The organism is Corallibacter vietnamensis, assembly GCF_039537875.1.
Taxonomy (GTDB): Bacteria; Bacteroidota; Bacteroidia; order Flavobacteriales; family Flavobacteriaceae; genus Corallibacter; species Corallibacter vietnamensis.
Window position 1 is genome coordinate 401,851 of record NZ_BAABBI010000002.1, and the last position, 20,175, is coordinate 422,025.

15 protein-coding genes and 1 tRNA gene are annotated in these 20,175 nt (G+C 33.2%); 3 read left to right on the forward strand and 13 right to left on the reverse strand.

From position 1 onward, the window contains the following. Positions 1–7 precede the first annotated feature (7 nt). From ABD690_RS10195 to ABD690_RS10255, 13 genes are all read right to left on the reverse strand, one after another. Positions 8–2,503 carry a heavy metal translocating P-type ATPase gene (locus tag ABD690_RS10195; RefSeq protein WP_344730093.1) on the reverse strand — a complete coding sequence of 832 codons (2,496 nt, stop codon included), beginning with the start codon at positions 2,501–2,503 and terminating at the stop codon, positions 8–10. Positions 2,504–2,507: 4 nt separating this feature from the next. Beyond that, a complete protein-coding gene (locus tag ABD690_RS10200; RefSeq protein WP_054851357.1) occupies positions 2,508–3,743 on the reverse strand; it encodes a TolC family protein in 1,236 nt (411 codons plus the stop codon). Then, a complete protein-coding gene (locus ABD690_RS10205) occupies positions 3,743–7,492 on the reverse strand; it encodes an efflux RND transporter permease subunit (RefSeq protein ID WP_344730097.1) in 3,750 nt (1,249 codons plus the stop codon). The genes ABD690_RS10200 and ABD690_RS10205 overlap by 1 nt, the downstream gene beginning before the upstream one ends. 107 nt (positions 7,493–7,599) lie before the next feature. Beyond that, positions 7,600–8,013, reverse strand: a complete 414-nt coding sequence (locus tag ABD690_RS10210) for an HYC_CC_PP family protein (protein WP_036122971.1) — start codon at positions 8,011–8,013, stop codon at positions 7,600–7,602. Between the two features lie 71 nt (positions 8,014–8,084). Next, entirely contained in the window at positions 8,085–10,037 is a 1,953-nt protein-coding gene (locus tag ABD690_RS10215; protein WP_344730101.1) for a heavy metal translocating P-type ATPase, read from the reverse strand. Further along, on the reverse strand, positions 10,034–10,396 hold the full coding sequence (locus ABD690_RS10220) for a DUF3703 domain-containing protein (protein ID WP_344730103.1): 363 nt from the start codon (positions 10,394–10,396) through the stop codon (positions 10,034–10,036). Before ABD690_RS10220 ends, ABD690_RS10215 begins: the two co-directional genes overlap by 4 nt. A 56-nt stretch (positions 10,397–10,452) precedes the next feature. Continuing rightward, positions 10,453–10,866, reverse strand: coding sequence for a Fur family transcriptional regulator (locus ABD690_RS10225; RefSeq protein ID WP_079738441.1), 414 nt, complete (start codon positions 10,864–10,866; stop codon positions 10,453–10,455). Between the two features lie 2 nt (positions 10,867–10,868). Then, positions 10,869–13,055, reverse strand: coding sequence for a TonB-dependent receptor (locus tag ABD690_RS10230; protein ID WP_344730114.1), 2,187 nt, complete (start codon positions 13,053–13,055; stop codon positions 10,869–10,871). A gap of 43 nt (positions 13,056–13,098) precedes the next feature. Beyond that, entirely contained in the window at positions 13,099–13,416 is a 318-nt protein-coding gene (locus ABD690_RS10235) for a DUF6660 family protein (RefSeq protein ID WP_344730117.1), read from the reverse strand. Positions 13,417–13,466: 50 nt separating this feature from the next. After that, positions 13,467–14,951, reverse strand: coding sequence for a hypothetical protein (locus ABD690_RS10240; protein ID WP_344730119.1), 1,485 nt, complete (start codon positions 14,949–14,951; stop codon positions 13,467–13,469). Then, a complete protein-coding gene (locus ABD690_RS10245) occupies positions 14,951–15,214 on the reverse strand; it encodes a helix-turn-helix domain-containing protein (RefSeq protein WP_279301678.1) in 264 nt (87 codons plus the stop codon). Before ABD690_RS10245 ends, ABD690_RS10240 begins: the two co-directional genes overlap by 1 nt. Positions 15,215–15,411: 197 nt before the next feature. Next, positions 15,412–16,662: a site-specific integrase gene (locus ABD690_RS10250; RefSeq protein WP_344730124.1), complete on the reverse strand. Its 1,251-nt coding sequence runs from the start codon at positions 16,660–16,662 to the stop codon at positions 15,412–15,414. A 237-nt stretch (positions 16,663–16,899) separates the two neighbouring features. Further along, a tRNA-Ser gene (locus ABD690_RS10255) sits at positions 16,900–16,987 on the reverse strand. 262 nt (positions 16,988–17,249) lie between these two features. On the opposite strand from ABD690_RS10255, the gene ABD690_RS10260 reads away from it, so the two are divergent. The 3 genes from ABD690_RS10260 to ABD690_RS10270 all read left to right on the forward strand — a co-directional run bounded on the left by ABD690_RS10260 (position 17,250) and on the right by ABD690_RS10270 (position 20,156). Then, complete coding sequence (locus ABD690_RS10260) at positions 17,250–17,879, forward strand: NAD(P)H-dependent oxidoreductase (protein ID WP_344730126.1); 630 nt, start codon at positions 17,250–17,252, stop codon at positions 17,877–17,879. 114 nt (positions 17,880–17,993) lie between these two features. Beyond that, positions 17,994–19,190: a DegT/DnrJ/EryC1/StrS family aminotransferase gene (locus ABD690_RS10265; RefSeq protein WP_344730130.1), complete on the forward strand. Its 1,197-nt coding sequence runs from the start codon at positions 17,994–17,996 to the stop codon at positions 19,188–19,190. A 156-nt stretch (positions 19,191–19,346) separates the two neighbouring features. After that, positions 19,347–20,156: a DUF4412 domain-containing protein gene (locus ABD690_RS10270; RefSeq protein WP_344730133.1), complete on the forward strand. Its 810-nt coding sequence runs from the start codon at positions 19,347–19,349 to the stop codon at positions 20,154–20,156. The last annotated feature ends 19 nt before the right edge of the window (positions 20,157–20,175 follow it).

A 20,175-nucleotide genomic window follows, 5' to 3' on the forward strand; every position in this document is an offset into this window, starting at 1 on the left:
TTTATAGTTAAACTTTAATTGTTCTTAATCGTAGTGCATTTCCAATAACTGAAACAGAGCTAAAACTCATTGCTAAAGCTGCTATCATTGGCGAGAGCAATATTCCAAAGAATGGAAACAACACACCTGCTGCAATAGGCACACCTAAAGTGTTGTAGATAAGTGCAAAAAATAGGTTTTGCTTAATGTTCTTCATTACAGCATTACTTAATTTTTTTGCTTTTACAATACCGTGTAAATCGCCTTTTACGAGTGTTATCATAGCACTTTCTATCGCTACGTCTGTTCCCGTACCCATTGCAATACCTACATCACTTTTAGCCAATGCTGGTGCATCGTTAATACCATCACCTGCCATAGCAACTACTTTTCCGTTTTCTTGTAATTTTTCTACTTCTTTGAGTTTGTCCTCTGGTAACATACTGGCTTTAAAATCTGCAAGATTTAGTTCTGATGCTACTGCTTGTGCTGTATCGTGATTATCACCTGTAAGCATTATAACATCAATCCCTTTATCTTGAAGTGCTTTAATGGCTTTAGCACTTGTTTCTTTTATCTTATCGCCTATAACTACATATCCAACGACGGTTTCATCTATTGACAAATAAGAAACTGTTTTACCCTGTTTTTGGTAAGATTTAGCTTCGTCTTTCATTTTAGAAGTAATATCCGCTTTAGCATATTCCATCATTTTAGGATTACCTAATGCTACATTTTTTCCATCAATTTTAGCTTCAACACCTTTTCCTGTAACAGCACTAAAATCTTCGGACTTTAAAATTTCTGCGTTGTGTTCTTTGCCATATTTAACTGTCGCTTCTGCCAAAGGATGTTCGCTATTTGTATTTAATGACACGATGTATTGTAACACTTCTTTTTCGCTTAAAGCATCATTAAAAGCTCCAACGGTTTCAACTGTTGGTTTTCCTTCGGTAATTGTTCCTGTCTTGTCAACGATAAGCGTATTTACCTTATCCATTTTTTCAAGAGCTTCAGCATTTTTAATCAATACACCATTTTGAGCACCTTTACCCACACCAACCATTACAGACATTGGTGTTGCTAAACCTAAAGCACAAGGACACGCAATGATTAGTACTGCAATCGCATTTACAAACGCATACACATAAACTGGTTCTGGTCCCCAAATTGACCATATAATAAAAGTGATAATAGAAATAAGAACTACAACTGGCACAAAATAACCTGAAACTTTATCTGCTAAATTTTGAATAGGTGCACGACTTCTACTGGCATCATTAACCATATGAATGATTTGTGATAATAAAGTGTCACTTCCTACCTTTTCTGCTTTCATTAAAAAGGATTGATTCCCATTAATGGTTCCGCTACTTACTTTATCTTCTTGAGATTTGTTTACAGGAATAGGTTCGCCTGTAATCATAGATTCATCAATAGTTGTTTCGCCTTCAGTTATCACACCATCCACAGGAATTTTATCTCCTGGTTTCACTTTTAGAATATCATTAAGTTCTATCTCGTCAATACTGACTTCAACTTCTTCACCATCTACTATTTTTATGGCTTTATTAGGTGCTAATTTCAACAGTTCTTTTACTGCCGAATTGGTTTTACTATGTGCACGAGCTTCTAACAATTGACCTAAAAGCACTAACGTTAAAATCACAGTTGCTGCTTCAAAGTAGACGTGTACAGCACCTGATTCGGTTTTAAATTGACTTGGAAATACGTCTGGAAAGAACATACCAAAAACACTAAACGACCACGCCACACCTGCACCAATCCCAATAAGTGTAAACATATTGAGATTCCAAGTCTTAATGCTTTTATAGGCACGTTCAAAGAACATCCAAGTGGCATAAAACACTACTGGAATTGATAATGCAAACTGAATCCAGTTCCAATATTTCTGTTCCATTATATCGTACAACGGATTGTTATTGAGCATTTCGCTCATAGCCATTAAGAAAATGGGCAAGGTAAATGCTGTGGCAATCCAAAATTTCTTTAATAGCTTTTTATACGTTTTTTCTTCTGCTGAACTATCTGCTTCCATTGGCACTAAATCCATCCCACAAATAGGACACGAACCTGCTTCTTCTTTTACAATTTCTGGATGCATCGGACACGTCCATTGTTCCTTTGAAGTTGCTGATAGATTTTGTTCTTCCACCAAATCCATTCCGCAAACAGGACAATCACCTGGTTTGTTATAGATTTTATCGCCTTCGCAATGCATAGGACAATAAAATGTGCCTGTACCTTTAGGTTGCTTTTCCTTTTTAGCTTCTGAATGCTGATGGTGTTCCCCTTGTTTATGAATGCTATATGTACCACCATCCTTTTTTAAGGCTTCTTGAAATGTTTCTATGGGAATATGTGATTCCATTTCTATGTTAGCTTCTGCCTTATCTAAATCGACTGTTGCTTTTGAAACACCTCCTACTTTAGAGAGCGTTTCCTCAACGTGACTGCGACAACCGTTGCAGGTCATTCCGTGTATGTGATATGTGTGTGTCATTGTTTTACTGAATTAAATAATTAATGATTGTACTTTGCACATAGTAGGTCTTCACAGATTCTATTTGGTTCATTTGAAACTTTAGCTGCAACTCTTGAATATCCAAAACATCATTAAAATCAATCGTTCCTGTTTCATAGCTTTTGATTAAAATGTCTTCTGCATCTTTGGCTTGCTGTAGGTTTTTGGTTTGGGTAGCATAACTTATTCTTGCAGAAATGCGTTCGTTATTCGCTTTGTCTAAAAGCGTTTCCAATGCATTTAAACGTTCCTGTTTTTGAGCAGTAATTTCCTGCTGTTGCAAATCATTTTGTTTGGTTTGGGATTTATATTTCTTATTGAAAATTGGGATAGATACCGAAACCATTGGCATTACAATATCCTTTCCGTTATCGCTGAAATCCATATTTGGTCTTTCAGCAACATTGATATAATCTAATCCAAAACCAATCATTGGACTGCTTTCTTTTTGATTCAATAATTCTGATTGCTCTATGGATTGATAGAGTTTATCAAATTTTAGTAATTCAGGATGTAATACTAATTTTTCAAAAGTAATATCAAAGTCTTCAGAAGGTATCATTAAACTATCTACCACATTCACGGTAACATCATTACCTCTATTCAATAGATTATTGAAGTTAGTTTGTTCTGCTAAAAATTGTTGTTGCAATACGTCTTTTAATTGTTGCATTTCGTTTTGACGCATTTGTAAACGCAATACATCAACCGCTGATGCTTTACCAACCTCAACAGAAGTCAAAGCCATTGTTTCATAAGTTTCTAACAGATTGATATTCTCTGTTAATACCTTTTGTTTTGCTTTATTAGCATATAGTCTATAATAAGATTGTGAAACTGAAGACATTAGTTTTCGCTTCGCAATTACAATATCTTCATACTTAACATCTGCTAACGAACTAACGTAATTTTCTCTTGCCGAAATATTACCAAACCACGGTAACATTTGTTTTGCAGACACCTTAAAGCGTTGAGCACCTGTTCGAGTTTCTGGTTCACTTACAAAATAACCAACTCCAAATTCTGTATTAGGAACCGTATTTACTTCATTTACTTTTTCTGAAACCCTTTTGTATTGCAATTCAAATTTTTGAATTTCAGGGTTGTTATCTAATGCTTCATTAATGAGCACATCTAATTGTTGCGCATTTCCTTTGAGAACAAAGATTAAAAAACAAAGAAAAATGACTGACTTTATGTGTGATTTTATATGTTTCATTATACTGTTCTTTTAAGTTTAACTTCTGCTTTCCAACTATATAAAACAGGGACTACAAATAGTGTTATTAAAGCGATTAACATTCCACCAAAACTTGGTATTGCCATAGGTATCATAATATCACTACCTCTTCCTGTAGATGTTAATACTGGTAATAATGCCAATATGGTAGTAGCAGTTGTCATTAAACAAGGTCTAATACGTTTTTCTCCTGCTTCTACTACTGATGCTCTGATTTCTTTTTTATTTTCTGGTGTATTTCTATCAAATGTTTGTGTTAAATAAGTTGCCATTACAACTCCATCGTCTGTTGCAATACCAAAAAGAGCAATGAAACCAACCCAAACTGCTACACTTAAATTAATTGGATGTATTTGAAATAATTCACGTAGATTCTCTCCAAAGAAATTAAAGTTTAAAAACCAATCTTGACCATAGAGCCAAATCATTAAGAAACCACCAGCAAATGCTACTACAATACCTGTAAATACCATTAAGGATGTTCCAACAGAACGGAATTGGAAGTACAGTATCAAAAAGATAATTGCCAAAGCTAATGGTACAACAACCGATAAAGTTTTTTCTGCTCGTAATTGGTTCTCATACGTTCCTGTAAATTGATAGTTAATGCCTTTTGGTACAACCAATTCGCCATTATCTATCTTTTCTTGAATTAAGGTTTGTGCATTTTCAACCACATTTACTTCTGCAAAACCATCCATTTTATCAAATAACACATAGCCAACTAAAAAAGTATCTTCACTTTTAATTACTTGTGGACCTTGTTCATATTTTATAGTCGCCAATTCACTTAACGGAACAGGGCTTCCTTTTTCAACAGGCACATAGATTTGTTTTAAATCGGTTGGATTTGCTCTTAATTCTCTTGGGTAACGAACTCTAACACCATAACGCTCACGACCTTCTACTGTTTGTGTTAATACCATACCACCAACAGCCACTTTTAAAACATTTTGAACTTCCTCTATGGTTACACCATAACGAGCAATTTTCTCTCTATCAATGTCTATTAACAAATATGGTTTACCTACTATACGGTCTGCAAAAACTGCTTCATCTTTAACACCTTCAGCTTGTTTAAGTATATCTTCTAACTGAACACCAAATGCTTCTATTTGTTTTAAGTCTTGACCTTTAACTTTTATTCCCATAGGTGCACGCATACCAGTTTGTAGCATTACTAATCGGGTTTCAATAGGTTGCAATTTTGGTGCAGAGGTTACGCCTGGTAGTTTGTTAACTTTAACAATTTCATTCCAAATATCATCTGGTGATTGTATTTCAGGTCTCCAATTTCGATAGAACTCTCCATTATTGTCTGGAATGAGTTGAGACCTTTCGACTGTGCTCAAGGTGACATTTTCTGTATTATTTGGATTTGCGATAAATCGACCATCTTTTAATTCAAACAAGCCATCATTATTCACTTTGTAGCGTTGACGTTCTCGGTTTTCATTCAGCATATATTCTGACTTATACTGAATAACATTTTCATACATTGATAGTGGTGCTGGGTCTAATGCAGATTCTGTACGACCTGCTTTTCCAACTACAGTTTCGATTTCAGGAATACTGGCAACTGCCATATCTAACTGCTGTAAAACACGCTTATTTTCTTCTACACCAGAATGTGGCATTGAGGTCGGCATCAATAAAAACGAACCTTCATTTAACGATGGCATAAATTCTTTGCCTGTGTTTTTCATAATGAAAAAACCAGCAATTACAATAGCCGTTGGGACAGATAGGAAGAGCAACTTATTATCTAAACACCACTTTAAAATGCGTGTATAATATTTGATGAATAAGGCGAAAACACCTAATAAACCAAAGCAAATGACACTTACAAAAATGAGATTCCAAAAAATGCTTTTATCAACGCCTAATGGTCTCCAATATTCGGCTAATAGGAACACTATTGCTGATGCTGAAATAATGATATTGGTAAGATTAGCTTGTTTGCCTGTAATCTTATTTCGAAGATTGATAAGTGCTGTAATTCCAAATGCTATCAATATCAATCCTAACCAATACCCATAGACTATGGCTACGATTCCCAATGCTATTAAAACGCCATTTAAAACATATTTAAAAGTGTTTTTAATGTCTTTCTTTCGGAATAAGAATGCAGCAAAAGGCGGAATTAAAAATAAGGCTACAATAATGGATGCTGTTAATGCAAAAGTCTTTGTAAAGGCTAATGGTCTGAATAGTTTTCCTTCCGCTCCAATCATTGTAAATACTGGAATGAAACTGATAATCGTGGTCATTACTGCGGTAACGATTGCGCCAGAGACTTCGGCTGTAGCATTGTAAACTACGGTGTTTGTGGGTAACTTTTTATGAGATTCCTCGTCGCTCGTTCCTCGCTCTGTCGGAATGACATTTTCGTTTTCGTCTAAATGCCTTATAATATTTTCTGAAAGTATGACACCTACATCGACCATTGTACCAATAGCAATAGCAATACCTGATAATGCCACAATATTAGCATCTACACCAAAGAGTTTCATTGCTATAAACACCATTAACACGGCAACAGGTAACAATCCCGAAATCAATACCGATGCTCGAAGATTAAACACCATAATAATAATGACAAGAATGGTAATGAGAATTTCTAATGTCAATGCCTCATTGAGTGTTCCTAATGTTTCTTGTATCAGTTCTGTTCTGTCATAAAAGGGTACTATGGTCACTTGGGAAGTTCTACCATCCGCTAATACTTTTGAAGGTAATCCTGCACTTAATTCATTAATTTTTTCCTTTACGTTATTGATGACTTCCATTGGGTTAGCACCATAACGAGCCACAACTACAGCACCAACAACTTCAGCACCTTCCTTATCTAATAATCCACGTCTTGTTGCAGGACCTAATGAAACTTTACCTATATCCTTTATTCTAATTGAAGTATAATCTTCTGAAGTGACTACTGCATTTTCGATGTCTGAAATGGATTTCACATAACCCAAACCACGCACTAAATATTCGGCTTGGTTAATTTCCAAAGTTTGTGCACCAATATCCTTATTACTTTCCTTAACCGCTTTTACAACGTGATGCAATCCAATATTATATTGACGCATTAATTCTGGATTCACGTCCACTTGATATTCTTGAACATATCCACCAATTGATGCAACTTCAGAAACACCACTTGCCGAAGACAAGGCATATTTAACATAGTAATCTTGAATACTACGTAATTCGTGTAAATCCCAACCACCTGTTACATTACCGTTTTCATCACGACCTTCAAGTGTGTACCAAAATATTTGTCCTAACCCTGTGGCATCTGGACCTAACGCTGGATTAACACCTTCGGGTAATAAACCACTTGGTAAGGAATTAAGTTTTTCGAGAATACGACTTCTGCTCCAGTAAAATTCTATATCCTCTTCAAAAATGATATAGATGCTTGAAAACCCAAACATAGAGGAACTACGAATGGTTTTCACTCCAGGAATACCCAATAATGATGTGGTTAATGGATAGGTTATTTGGTCTTCTATATCTTGTGGGGAACGACCATCCCACTTGGTAAATACGATTTGTTGATTTTCACCTATATCGGGAATAGCATCTACTGCTACAGGGTTACTTGGCAAAAATCCTGTATCCCAATTAAAAGGTGCATTAACAGTTCCCCATCCAATAAAAAGGACAAGTAGTAAAACTGCAACGAGTTTGTTTTCTATTAAAAATTTGATGCTTTTATTTAGCATATGATTGATTTTAAACAATTAGACAATAGTGTTGTAAAAACACCGAATACAGTAAATTATCCTTACGACATTGCAGTCATAGGATAAAAGAGTCTATTGTTTAAAAATCAAATTAAGTATGTCTCGTCAATCTTGTAGAGTTGCCTTATGACGAGTGGTGGTTTGTATTCTTCGTAGGTAGATACATTACTGTCTAAACCTTCAAAAAGGTTAATGTAAGTATAAACAAATGAAGCGATGAATACTTGTTGCTCAAACGTGATTTTGTCAACTTGCAATTGTAATTCGTCTTGACCTTCAATTGCTAATTGTTTATCATCACAACAATTTTTCTTGGTAATAGAACATTCTTCGGTTGAAGGCTTTTCCATTTCCATTCCGCAACCTTTGGCTTTTTGAAAGATAGCAGATTCTACTAAAGTATCTCCACAATAATGCATATTCACAGTAAATGACATTGTAGAGAATAACACTACAAAAGTCATTGCTAAAGACATTATTTTATGGAAAATCTGCTTCATATTGATTGCGAAGTTACGAAATTTTAACAACTATTGATTTTGTTTAACAGAAGTTTAATTGATTAATCTGCTTAATCCCATTTCATTTTCTGCAATCGAACTGCATTTAAAATTGCTAATAATGCTACTCCTACATCTGCAAAAACAGCTTCCCACATTGTGGCTAAACCACCTGCTCCTAATATCAAGACAATAACTTTAACTCCAAACGCTAAAATGATATTCTGCCAAACTACTTTGCGTGTAGAACGACTAATTTTAATGGCTCTCACTACTTTTGATGGTTGGTCTGTTTGAATAATGACATCTGCTGTTTCAATAGCTACATCACTACCTAAACCACCCATCGCAATACCAACGTTACTTAATGCTAAAACAGGTGCATCGTTAATACCATCACCTATAAAAGCTACTTTATTTTCAGGATTCTTCTTTAAAGATTCAACTTCGTTTAATTTATCTTCTGGTAGTAAACCACCTGTAGCATTTTCAATATTCAACTTTTTAGCGACTTGTTGAGTTATAGAATCTTTATCACCAGAAAGCATCATAATATTTTTAATGCCTACTTTATGTAAATCTGTAATTGTTTCTTTTGCATCCTCTTTTAATTCATCTGCTATGACTACATAACCTGCAAATTGATTATCGATTGCAACTAATACTATCGATTCTACAATAGATTCCGTTTCAGATGGAACATTTATATTATTCGCAGTCATTAAGGCTTTATTTCCTACTAAAACTGTTTTACCATTAACAACGCCTTTTAAACCTTTACCTGCAATTTCAGAAACGTCTTGTGCTTCAAAATCTTCTCCTTCAGCTTTGTACTCTAAAATGGCTTTAGCAATTGGATGCGTGGATTGTTCTTCCAACGCCATTAAGTATTGCATAAATTCGGTTTCATTCCAACCAATTGCTTTTACTTCTTTGATTTTAAAAACACCTTTGGTAACGGTTCCTGTTTTGTCCATTACCAAAGTATTTATTTTGGTCATAGCATCTAAAAATGAAGCACCTTTAAATAATATTCCATTTTTTGAAGCTGCTCCCAATCCACCGAAATATCCTAATGGAATTGAAATCACTAAGGCACAAGGACAAGATATTACCAAGAAAATTAATGCTCTGTATAACCAATCTCTAAACACATAATCATCTACAAAAAAGTAAGGTATAAAAGTAACACCAATAGCTAAAAACACAACAATTGGTGTGTAGATACGAGCAAACTGTCTAATAAATAGTTCTGTTTTAGACTTACGAGCTGTAGCATTTTGAACCAAATCTAATATTCTCGCAATAGAACTGTCTTCAAACTTATTAGTTACCTCAACTTCAATAACGCTTTCTAAATTGATACTACCTGCGTAAACCTTTGCTTCTTTCTGAATGGAATCTGGTTTGCTCTCGCCTGTTAACGCTGCGGTGTTTAGAGATGCTTTTTCGGATAATAAAATCCCATCTAACGGTATTTTCTCACCTACTCGAATTTGTATTTTTTCACCAATATTTACAGCTTCTGGCGACACACTAACATAATCACCATCACGAAATACATTGGCTTCTTTTGGTCGAACATCTAATAAGGCTTTAATATTTCCTTTTGCTCTATTAACTGCTGCGTTTTGAAATAATTCTCCTACTGCATAAAATAGCATTACTGCCACACCTTCAGGATATTCACCAATGATAAACGCACCAATGGTGGCAATAGACATTAAAAAGAACTCGGTAAAAACATCGCCTTTTATAAGACTTTTCCATCCTTCTTTAATTACAGGAAATCCAACTGGAATATATGCTAAAGTGTACCAAACTACTCGAATCAATCCTTCAAATTGAGGAATCGCATCAAAATAATCTACAGCGATACCTACCATTAACATAACAAAACTTATAATAGCAGGAATGTATGTCTTGAATGCACTTCCATCTCCGTGGTCGTGACCATCATCGTGAGAATGTTGTTCTTCTGAATTTGGTTTTAAATCTCTTAAATTGACTTTCTTTTTTTTCATTTAATATCTAATAATTTTTCAATGTCATTGGGAATAGGCATCCGTTTTAATGGTGGCACGTATGCTCCACCTGTATTACCAAGTGGAACGTGATTTATAAATGATTTCCAGCCACCCACAAACAACCTAACTATTTGACCTATTACTTCTTTAGTATCTTTTTGTCTAAATCCAAATTTTAGCATTAACCAATGTGAATAGGTATGTTCTATTGGATAAGATTGCCCTATGATATGACTGCGTTCTAAATGATACCAAGCATTGCCAAAATGCTTATTTTCTAAACAGAAACTGTATAGTTTTAATTCTTCGTTATACGCCTGTTTAAGATGTTTAGGTATTTTAGTATTAAACTTCATATTCACTAATTTTGGATAAATGTACTTTAATAGTAAGTGCAATGGAAGTGCAATTATTAGCCACTACACTTATCGCAAATACCTTTTACCACCAAATTTACATTCTCTGACACAAAACCATCAGGTACTTTAATTTGCGGTATTTTATGTTCTGTTAGGCAAATGGTTTCATTGCAATTGTTACAATGGAAATGTAAGTGTAAATCGGTTTTTATATCACAATTACATCCCTTTTCGCATAACGCATATTTTGTTATCCCTGTGCCATCGTCTATTTGATGCACAATATCCTTTTCTTCAAAAGTTTTAATAGTTCTGTACAAGGTAGTTCTATCTGCTTTTTCAAAAGCATTTTCAATATCACTCAATGTTACCGCTATCTCTTTTTCTGCAAGAAACTTATAAATTAACATACGCATTGCTGTAACACGAATATTTTTTGACTCTAATACTTGTTCTATTGTTTCCATATTTAATCGTGGTCTTCGTTTCCAAATGGTTTAATAATAAGACCTACACTAAATATAAAACCATCTGTAGGTGCATAAATCTCTGGAAAAACAGGATTGTCGTGTGGCGGTAAAACTAAAGGTGAAAACCTGCTTTGTCTTCTATCTGTAAAATTCTCAAAATTCACAAATACACTTCCTAATTTAAAATTACGCAACACCAATAAACCCATAGTTACAAAGTCTGTAGTTTCTGTACCATTGGATAAGAATTGTTTTCCTGTATAAAAGGTTTCATAACCAATACGCCATTTTTCAGATTCGTACATTAAAACACTACCTGCGTTATGCTTTGCTGTTAATGGCTTTTGTGGATTACCAGGTAAATAATTTAGTTTGGTATCAATAAGTGCATAGTTTAAAAACCATCTAAAGTCTTTGTATGTAAATTTTATATTGGTTTCTGCTCCTTTACTAAAGATTTCATCTGGTGCATTTTCAAACTGAAATAATCCGTTATCTGTTGAATTTAAAAGCAGTCCATCATTAATAGCAGTCACATAGAATAATTGGTTTATGGAAAAACCAATCTCATCCGATAATCGTGTTTGATAATTCACATCGAAATTAACACCATAAGAACGTTCTGCATCTACTGTAGATTTATCTATAGCAAGCACATTTTCAAAATTGATATACTCTGCTTCTTCTGTAAAAATATCTGGAATCTTATACCCTAAACCTCCACCAATTCTACTTGAAAATCCACTATTGTTTTTATAAAGTAATGAAATTCTTGGAAGTGGAAAGAAACCGAAATCCGTATTATAATCTGCTCTTAATCCTGTTTCTAATATCCAATTATCCGATATGTCGTAAATATTATTTGCAAATGCTCCAAAGGTCACATCTTTTTGGTCTCTTTGTAATGGTGCGTTATCATTTTCATCGAAATTTGAGGTATATAGATTAGCTCCAACTATCCAATCCGTATTTTCTGATGCTGTATTATAAGATATTTCAGTAAACGTATTTGTTTGTTTGCCATCAAAATTGAAATCCGGAACAGTTAAGTTCCTATCGAAAAAAGAGACACTATTTTTAAACTCTAATGAACTAACGGAATCTAATTGTGTTTGATATACAAATTGACTGCTTAATCGTTTTGAGTTGTTTTCTTCTGTATATTGATGAATACCATCCGCACCACTTTCAATTTTGGTAATATCTCCACCAATTCTATCATCATACGTTCCGTTTAACCCAAACCAGAGCATTGTTTTATCTGATGGATAATAAAACAGTTTAGGATTAAAAGAAATTGATGTTGTTTTTGGCAGGTTGCTAAAGCCATCATCTTCTGGGTCGTATGCTTTTTGATAATGACCAGAACCATAAAGTGATACACCGAATTTTTCATTTCTTTTACTATAAAATACATTGGCTGTACTTCCTAATGCTTGTGTTTGTGTAAGCATTATATCTAAAGCAGGTTCAAAGTCTGGTGTTTTAGATACCATATTTACCAATCCTGCAATAGCACCACCACCATAAAGGGTTGATGAACTTCCTTTTATAATTTCAAATTGTTGTAAGTCTAAAGGTGGTATTTGTAGAATACTTAATCCACTTGAGAAACCACCATATAATGGAAACCCATCTCTTAAAAGTTGTGTGTATCTACCATCTAATCCTTGAATACGAATGTTGGTGCTCCCACTACTTAATGATGTTTGTTGCATTTGTATTCCTGTACTTTCACGAAGCACCATAGAAATATTAGTAGGGTTCATTATTGCTTTTTCTCCTAATTCCTCTGCACCGATAAACTCGATACGTGTTGGTATTTTTCGTACTGTTCTTGTGCTTCTTGTAGATTGCAATACTACAGCATCTAATTGATTGCCACCCTCTTTTAGTTTAAACACTAATTCTGTATTACTTGGAATTTGAATAGTTGTCTCAAATGTTTCAAAACCTAAAAAGGAAATTATTATTTGATGCTGACCGTCTGGTATTTCTGTAAATTCTGCAATACCATCAAAATTGGTGACTGCTCCTTTTTCTAATGCTTCAAAGTAAACAGTAGCGCCCATTAAAGGTTCGTTATCTGCCTCTGTTATGACTTTAATTTGTATGTCTGATGTTTGTGCCTTTAACGATAGGCAAAGTATTAATATGAGCTTTAGGCTCAATAGGTATTTATTCATTGAATTATAATTAACTAAATAATTGATTTAAAATCGTGTTACTTTAGCTTATTACTTGTGGCGGTTGCCAAATATTGGAAAGGAAATTAAACCTATAAATAGGTTGGTATGTAGAAATTAGCTCCGTTGAAATTTCTATATTGAGTTTTAAATTAAATGTTTTGATTGGTTCGTAAGTAATAGACATACCACAACAATTACAAATACAAGTGACAGGACAAGAATCGTCACTATCTTCTTGATGGTTGTGATTAACACTTATCTCGTCTTGATGTTGGTCTTCTATGTTTTGACCATCAGAACAAGGTTTTGCCGAAAGCAATAGTATTATTAAGGATAATATGATTGTTACAAATTTCACAGTTACAAAGATAAAAATTTAGAGATGCAATGGTTGTGCAAATATTTTATTTAAGCTACAGCTTTAGTTTTCTTTTTTAGTGTTTCGAGATGCTTTACCATATTGCTTTTACACCATACCTCACGAGCTATTTTAGGTGGGTGACCAATCGCTTTGGATAATTCCTCTATCATTATTTGCTCAACAGCATCTACATATTCTTCAGTTGTTGTAATACTATCGTGAATAGTATAAATAGGTGCGTTGGGATATTCTTCTGCTATACGCTTTGCAATAACATTTATCATTAAATGACTTTCAATACTTTGCAATAATCTTGGAAGTAGGGTTTTGTCTTTGCTTTTAATTTTGGCAAACACATCATACACTTCTTTAAACATTTTTTCGAATACACGTTTTGGTGCAGCTTCAACTTGACCTTTAAATTGATTTGCTGTAAACAATACTTGAAATACTGCTGCTTTAACTTCTTTACGGTCTTTTAAGTGAATGCACAATTCCTTTTGAAAAGCTTGTTCTAAAAACTCGTATAGCTTACCAGATACTACTAAATCAATATAGTGTTGAAACTCATTATCTATAAGGGATTGAGGGATTTCTCCTAACATAATGTAATTGTCATTACTATGAATTTTAATATGTGATATGTTTAATATTTTATTATTTATATCATTTAATTTATTAAAAGAAAGACTTTTACGACTCTGCGGTTCACGAAAAGAGATTGATAAAGCATTAGGTGTATTTGGCTCATTTTTTTGTTCAATCCAAAAGTCACGACTTAACAAAACTGTGCTAATATATGGTTGGCTATTTTTTATATCTAACGAATATAATTTTTGACCATCGTAAGTAATTGCATTTCTAATACGACTTGGCATATTTGTTAAGTTTGTATGTAAGCGATATACATTATCATCCAGCATCAAATTATAATCTTTGCACTTTAACCTTTGCGCACTCATTTGTGCGTGTATCATTTGATTTGTTGGGTGCTTTTGTTTTTTTCTGATTCTGTCATACTCCCATAATGATCTATCTTGCATTTTTAAAAGATGTTCTTCACGTAAAAAAGCATTTACATAATCATAATCAATTTGCAGTTTATCATTAAACCACTTTGTTGCAAAGTCAAGATGTTTAACCGATTCTTGTTTGCAATTTTTTTCAACTTTTAATTTTTTACGAAAAGTAAAATCTACTACTTGAAATGGTTTTACAGGTGTTCTGTATTTCTCAATTAATCTGTAACCTTTTGATTTTTCACCAACTACATAGTGATTGTCTGACTCAATAATTTTTAAATCGAGTTCTAAATAATCAAGATATTGCTTATAGTTCTGAATTTTATCCTGCAACTTTTTTGCATTGATGGGTATAAAATCTTCGCCTTGAATATCTTTATCCATTAATGGAATGGCATTTATTAGATTCAAGATATAACATAGCTTGTCTAATTTATAAGGTTTAAATGTTGGTGGGTTGTTATGCGTTAACTCGAATATATCCAAGTTTTCTGGTATGTATATTCTCATTATGCACTTTTGTTTTGGGTTAAAATTTTAATTACATCGTCATACTCATAGTACATAGTTTTACCCATTTTTGTGTAGGGTAGTGTACCATTTACACGTAAGTTTTGCAGCGTTCCTGGTGAGATGTTAAGCATCTCTCTAACGTCTGCTGATTTTAACCACTTTTTTTGCTCTGTTTGGCTTCCTAAAATTGTCTTAAGTTCTGTGATGATTTCTTGTTTTAGAGTCTTTAAATCATCCTTTGTAATTACTTCGAATGTCATTCTATATTAAAATGTATTAAAAGGCGTAAACACCTGATTTGTATTGTGTTAATTTACGATATTTTGAGCTTTACATAAAACAAACTTATTAACAGTTATTAACGTATTTATAATCATAAAAAACAGTAAAACCCCTGTAAATACAAGGGTTTTGAGTGGTATTTAAGAAATTTATTTAACGCTATTGTATATAAGTGTTAGTTTGCAATCCTTTTTGAAGCGTTAGTATTAGTTTTGTTAGCAAATTTTTGTTTTAAAATTGCCATATCATCGCTTACTTTTCTATCCAATATTTTAGCATAATGTTGTGTCGTTTTAAGTGATTTATGACCTAACATTTTACTTACTGATTCCATTGGAACACCATTAGACAATGTTACCGTAGTTGCAAAGGTGTGTCGTGCTAAATGTGTGGTTAAGTTTTTATTAATACCACACAAGTCTGCTATCTCTTTTAAATAGGCATTGGACTTTTGATTGCTTAATACAGGAAGTAAAACACCTTTTGTTATTGCCTCTGGATGGTTTTCGTATTTCTTTATAATCTCTAAAGCTGTTGGAAGTAGTGGAATATTACTGCGTGTATCGGTTTTAGTACGCTTTGTTTTAATCCATTTATCGCCATCAATACCAAATACCAAATTATCTTTTGAGAGCTTCTTAACGTCGCTATAGGCTAAACCAGTAAAGCAACAGAAAATGAAAATGTCTCTTACTTGCTCTAAACGATTGGTGTGTAATTCTTTTTCGAGCATTGTTTGTATTTCTTCTTCTGAAAGGAATTGACGCTCAACTTCTTTTAAACGTACCTTGTAATTTAAAAATGGGTCTTTTGCTATCCAACCATTAGCCAGAGCAATACGCACTATTTTTTTGAAGTTCTTTATGTATTTAATGGTGCTGTTGTGTCCGCAGTTTCTAACGGTTTTTAAGTAAAACTCAAAGTCTGTTATAAATTGGTGGTTTACACGCTTAATACTTATATCGCTTACTTTATACTGATGCTGCATAAATTCTTTAAGATGCTTGCATACGGTTTTGTAGCGCTCTAAAGTACCTGCTGAAAATTCTCTACCAACTAACTTTTTTACTTGTGTGTTATGGTTTTCAAAAATAGTTATGAGTGTACGCTCTTTTTCTTCAATACCTAAAAACTTATTCTTTAGGGTTTCTGTAGTAACCTCTTTATTATCTTGAATTAGGTCTCTTTGACTTTGATATACTTTTGTAGTAAGGGAATCTAAATAGACGTTAAGCTCTCTTATATCTTCAGTTCTTCCAATTGCTTTATTGCCTTGACTGTTCCATTTATTAACTTCAATACTGCGTTTTGTACTGATTTCTGTACGTTTACCATCTATGGTAATACGAAGATAAATAGGGCATTTGCCCTGTGCATCTACCTTACTTTTCTTCAAGTAGAATAATAATCCAAATGTTTTGTTCATTCTGGTGACCTTTAAAATTATACATTAATTTACGAAATAATTAGGTCTTATTTTGTGTTTAACTAATTGATTTGTAAACAGTTATTAACAAATAGGTGACCTAAAAAAGGTTTTAAAAAGGTCACCCAAAAGGTCACCAACAGAATGGTTTTTAATACACTTTTTGCTGTTTTGTAGAAACTAAAAAGTCCCGTAAACATAGTGTTTACAGGACTTTGCTCGATTTTGAATAAATCTTGGCGGAGAAAGAGGGATTCGAACCCCCGGAGGTGTGACCCTCAACAGTTTTCAAGACTGCCGCATTCGACCACTCTGCCATTTCTCCTTGAGTGCCTCATGAACTATTTGTTCAATGCGGGTGCAAATATAGTATCCTTTTTCCTTCTTATCAAAAAAAAACCTGAAATTTTTAAATAAATTTTATTGGTTTCATGTTTTTTATATGAAATAGTGTTTTAAAATGTCTGTTTATTAAGGGGTTGTGGTAATGCTACTACTCATAATAAAAATCAAAAAAAGATAGAATTACAACCAAGAAACAAAATTGCATGTATTATTTTTGTATTCATTGTTTATAGATACCTATAATGACTATTTTAGAAAAACTTCAATGGCGTTATGCCACAAAATCTTTTGATCAAACAAAAGTAATACCTCAAGAAAAGTTGCAAATATTAAAAGAAGCCTTTAATCTAACAGCAACAAGTTATGGCTTGCAGCCTATCAGATTATTGATTGTTAGAACAAAAGAGATTAAAGAACAATTAAAGGTAGCAGCGTTTAATCAATCTCAAGTTACTGATGCGTCAGATGTTTTAGTGTTTTGCATTGATACAGAAATAGACGCTTTATATGTTGAAGATTACTTTAAATTAGTAAAAGAAAAAAGAGATACTCCAGAAGAAATTTTAAAACCATTTAGAGAGTTTTTAATAAATCATTTTGAAGTTCTTACTCAAGACGAAAAGCTTAATTGGGCAACAAAACAAGCTTATTTAGCAATGGGTAATTTGCTGACTGTTTGTGCTATAGAACAAATTGATGCCTGTCCTATGGAAGGATTTAGTCCCGAAAAAACAGACGAGATTTTAGAACTTAAAAAACAAAATCTCAAAAGTGTATTACTAATGCCTATCGGTTATCGCTCTGAAGATGATTTTATGGCAAGCTTGAAAAAGGTAAGAAAACCATTAGATGAAATGATTATTACTAAATAAAAAGGCAAAATAATTTTTTTTGAAATTAATTTTAAAAAGGGTTATGACTTTATGTTTTGACGCTTTTTTTTTCTTTTTAATAGTAGTAAATTTGAATCTAACTAAATAAAAATTATGCCAGGATTTGAAAGCTTTGGAGATGCAGAGCGAAAAGAAGTACAAGACGTTTTAGATAGCGGAGTTTTAATGCGTTACGGTTTTGATGGTATGAGAAATGGCCATTGGAAAGCTAAAGAATTAGAACAAGCTTTACAAGAGAAACTAGAGGTTAAGCATGCACAATTAGTGTCTAGTGGTACAGCAGCAGTATCTATAGCATTAGCATCGGCTGGAATAGGAGCAGGAGATGAAGTTATTATGCCTACGTTTACCTTTGTGGCGAGTTTTGAAGCTATTATGATGCTTGGTGCAGTGCCAGTTTTAGTTGATATTGACGACACATTAACGCTAGATCCCAAAGCCGTAGAAGCGGCTGTTACTCCAAAAACAAAGGCAATTATGCCTGTGCATATGTGTGGTAGCATGGCAAACTTAAGCGCTCTAAAAACTATTTGTGATACACATAATCTAATTCTTATAGAAGATTCTTCTCAAGCTACAGGAGCAACCTATCAAGGCAAACCACTAGGTAGTATTGGAGATTTAGGGTGTCTTTCGTTAGATTTTGTAAAAATTATTACTTGCGGAGAAGGTGGCGCTGTTTTAACAAATAATGAAAAATATGCTCTACATGCAGATCATTTTTCAGATCACGGACACGACCATAAAGGCAATGACCGTGGTGCAGAGACACACCCATTTTTAGGATATAATTTTAGAATATCAGAATTAAATGCAGCTGTTGGTTTAGCTCAATTGCGTCGTTTAGATGATTTTGTAAGTATCCAAAAGAAAAACTATAACATAATAAGAGAAATGCTATCTCAAGTTCCAGAAATAACATTTAGAAGTGTTCCAGAAGGAGGTGAAGAGAGTTATTCGTTTTTGAGCTTTTTCTTACCAGATTTAGAAATAGCAAGAAAAGCTTCTGCAGCTTTAAAAGAAGCTGGAGTAGATGGGTGTTTTCATTATTACGACAATAATTGGCATTTTATTAGAAAATGGGAGCATTTGAGAGATTTAAAAACGTTGTATCCAATTTCTTCAGAAGTAAAAGAAGGTTTAAAATATCTTAAAACAAAAACTTTTGAGCAATCTGATAATTATATAGGAAGAAACATTTCATGCTTAATTAAATTATCTTGGACAGAAGATGAAGTAAAACAGCGTGCAGAAAGCATGGTAAAAGCAATAACATCTGTTTTAAAATAAAAAAGAATTTATTAGGGGCAATTTTTTATTGCCTCTAATAATATTAGTCCACGATATACAGCCAATCATAGATTTATTAAAGTAAGGAGAATTTTAATGTTAACCTCTTAATGTTTTTATCATTAAAGAGAAAACATAAATTTTAAAATCCTTATTATGAAATCTATTATCATTACCGCATTACTCTTTATTTGTTCTGTAAATATAAGTCAAGCTCAATTTTTAGAAAGACTAGCAGATAAAGCTACAAAAGCTGCAGAACGAACAGTAGAAAGAAAAGTAGAACAAAAATCACAAAAGGAAACTGAAAAAGCTTTTGACTCTACGTTTAATAAAAAAAGGAAGTCAAAAAAAAGTAAAAAACAAGTTTCTAAATCAAGCAAATCGCCTAACGATGTTTATGCATTTACTCATAAGTATATGATGCAAATGGAAAGCGATTCTTATAATACAACCTTAACGTATTATTTGGCAAAAAACGAAAACTACTTTGGCAGTACAATACAATCAGTAAGTACCATGGTAAATGTCATGGATCTGGATAAAGAAACGCTTTTTATGTTCTCTGAAGCAGGCGGAACCAAAATGCTTATGGCAACATCTTTAAATATTAATGATCTAGCTGATGAAAACAATGATACCAATAATACTAAAATAGAAAAGACGGGCAAAACCAAACAAATATTAGGGTATCCATGTCAAGAATACTTAATTACGTCTGATGATGTAAAGGCTAACGTTTGGGTTACGCAAAATGCAGGTGTTAGTTTTCCTAATGGTTTTTATCAGGTTGGTAACAAGCAAAATACCAATCAGCAATGGATGTCTGATGTAAACGGCTTGGTGTTAGAAATGCATATTACAGATACGTCAAAAAGGAAACCAGAAACAATGAAAATGCGTTGTGTGTCTTTAGAAAAAGAACATTTTAAAATAAACTCCAGCGATTATAAAAAGTTTATGTAAAAAAAAATATCAGCGATTA

Excerpts from the sequence above, each read along its gene's own strand:
- ABD690_RS10205 (WP_344730097.1), bottom strand. The coding sequence starts at position 7,492 with ATGCTAAATAAAAGCATCAAATTTTTAATAGAAAACAAACTCGTTGCA.
- ABD690_RS10225 (WP_079738441.1), bottom strand. The coding sequence starts at position 10,866 with ATGGAAACAATAGAACAAGTATTAGAGTCAAAAAATATTCGTGTTACA.
- ABD690_RS10260 (WP_344730126.1), top strand. The coding sequence starts at position 17,250 with ATGACTATTTTAGAAAAACTTCAATGGCGTTATGCCACAAAATCTTTT.
- ABD690_RS10265 (WP_344730130.1), top strand. The coding sequence starts at position 17,994 with ATGCCAGGATTTGAAAGCTTTGGAGATGCAGAGCGAAAAGAAGTACAA.
- ABD690_RS10250 (WP_344730124.1), bottom strand. The coding sequence starts at position 16,662 with ATGAACAAAACATTTGGATTATTATTCTACTTGAAGAAAAGTAAGGTA.
- ABD690_RS10270 (WP_344730133.1), top strand. The coding sequence starts at position 19,347 with ATGAAATCTATTATCATTACCGCATTACTCTTTATTTGTTCTGTAAAT.
- ABD690_RS10245 (WP_279301678.1), bottom strand. The coding sequence starts at position 15,214 with ATGACATTCGAAGTAATTACAAAGGATGATTTAAAGACTCTAAAACAA.
- ABD690_RS10195 (WP_344730093.1), bottom strand. The coding sequence starts at position 2,503 with ATGACACACACATATCACATACACGGAATGACCTGCAACGGTTGTCGC.
- ABD690_RS10215 (WP_344730101.1), bottom strand. The coding sequence starts at position 10,037 with ATGAAAAAAAAGAAAGTCAATTTAAGAGATTTAAAACCAAATTCAGAA.
- ABD690_RS10220 (WP_344730103.1), bottom strand. The coding sequence starts at position 10,396 with ATGAAGTTTAATACTAAAATACCTAAACATCTTAAACAGGCGTATAAC.
- ABD690_RS10240 (WP_344730119.1), bottom strand. The coding sequence starts at position 14,951 with ATGAGAATATACATACCAGAAAACTTGGATATATTCGAGTTAACGCAT.
- ABD690_RS10200 (WP_054851357.1), bottom strand. The coding sequence starts at position 3,743 with ATGAAACATATAAAATCACACATAAAGTCAGTCATTTTTCTTTGTTTT.
- ABD690_RS10210 (WP_036122971.1), bottom strand. The coding sequence starts at position 8,013 with ATGAAGCAGATTTTCCATAAAATAATGTCTTTAGCAATGACTTTTGTA.
- ABD690_RS10230 (WP_344730114.1), bottom strand. The coding sequence starts at position 13,055 with ATGAATAAATACCTATTGAGCCTAAAGCTCATATTAATACTTTGCCTA.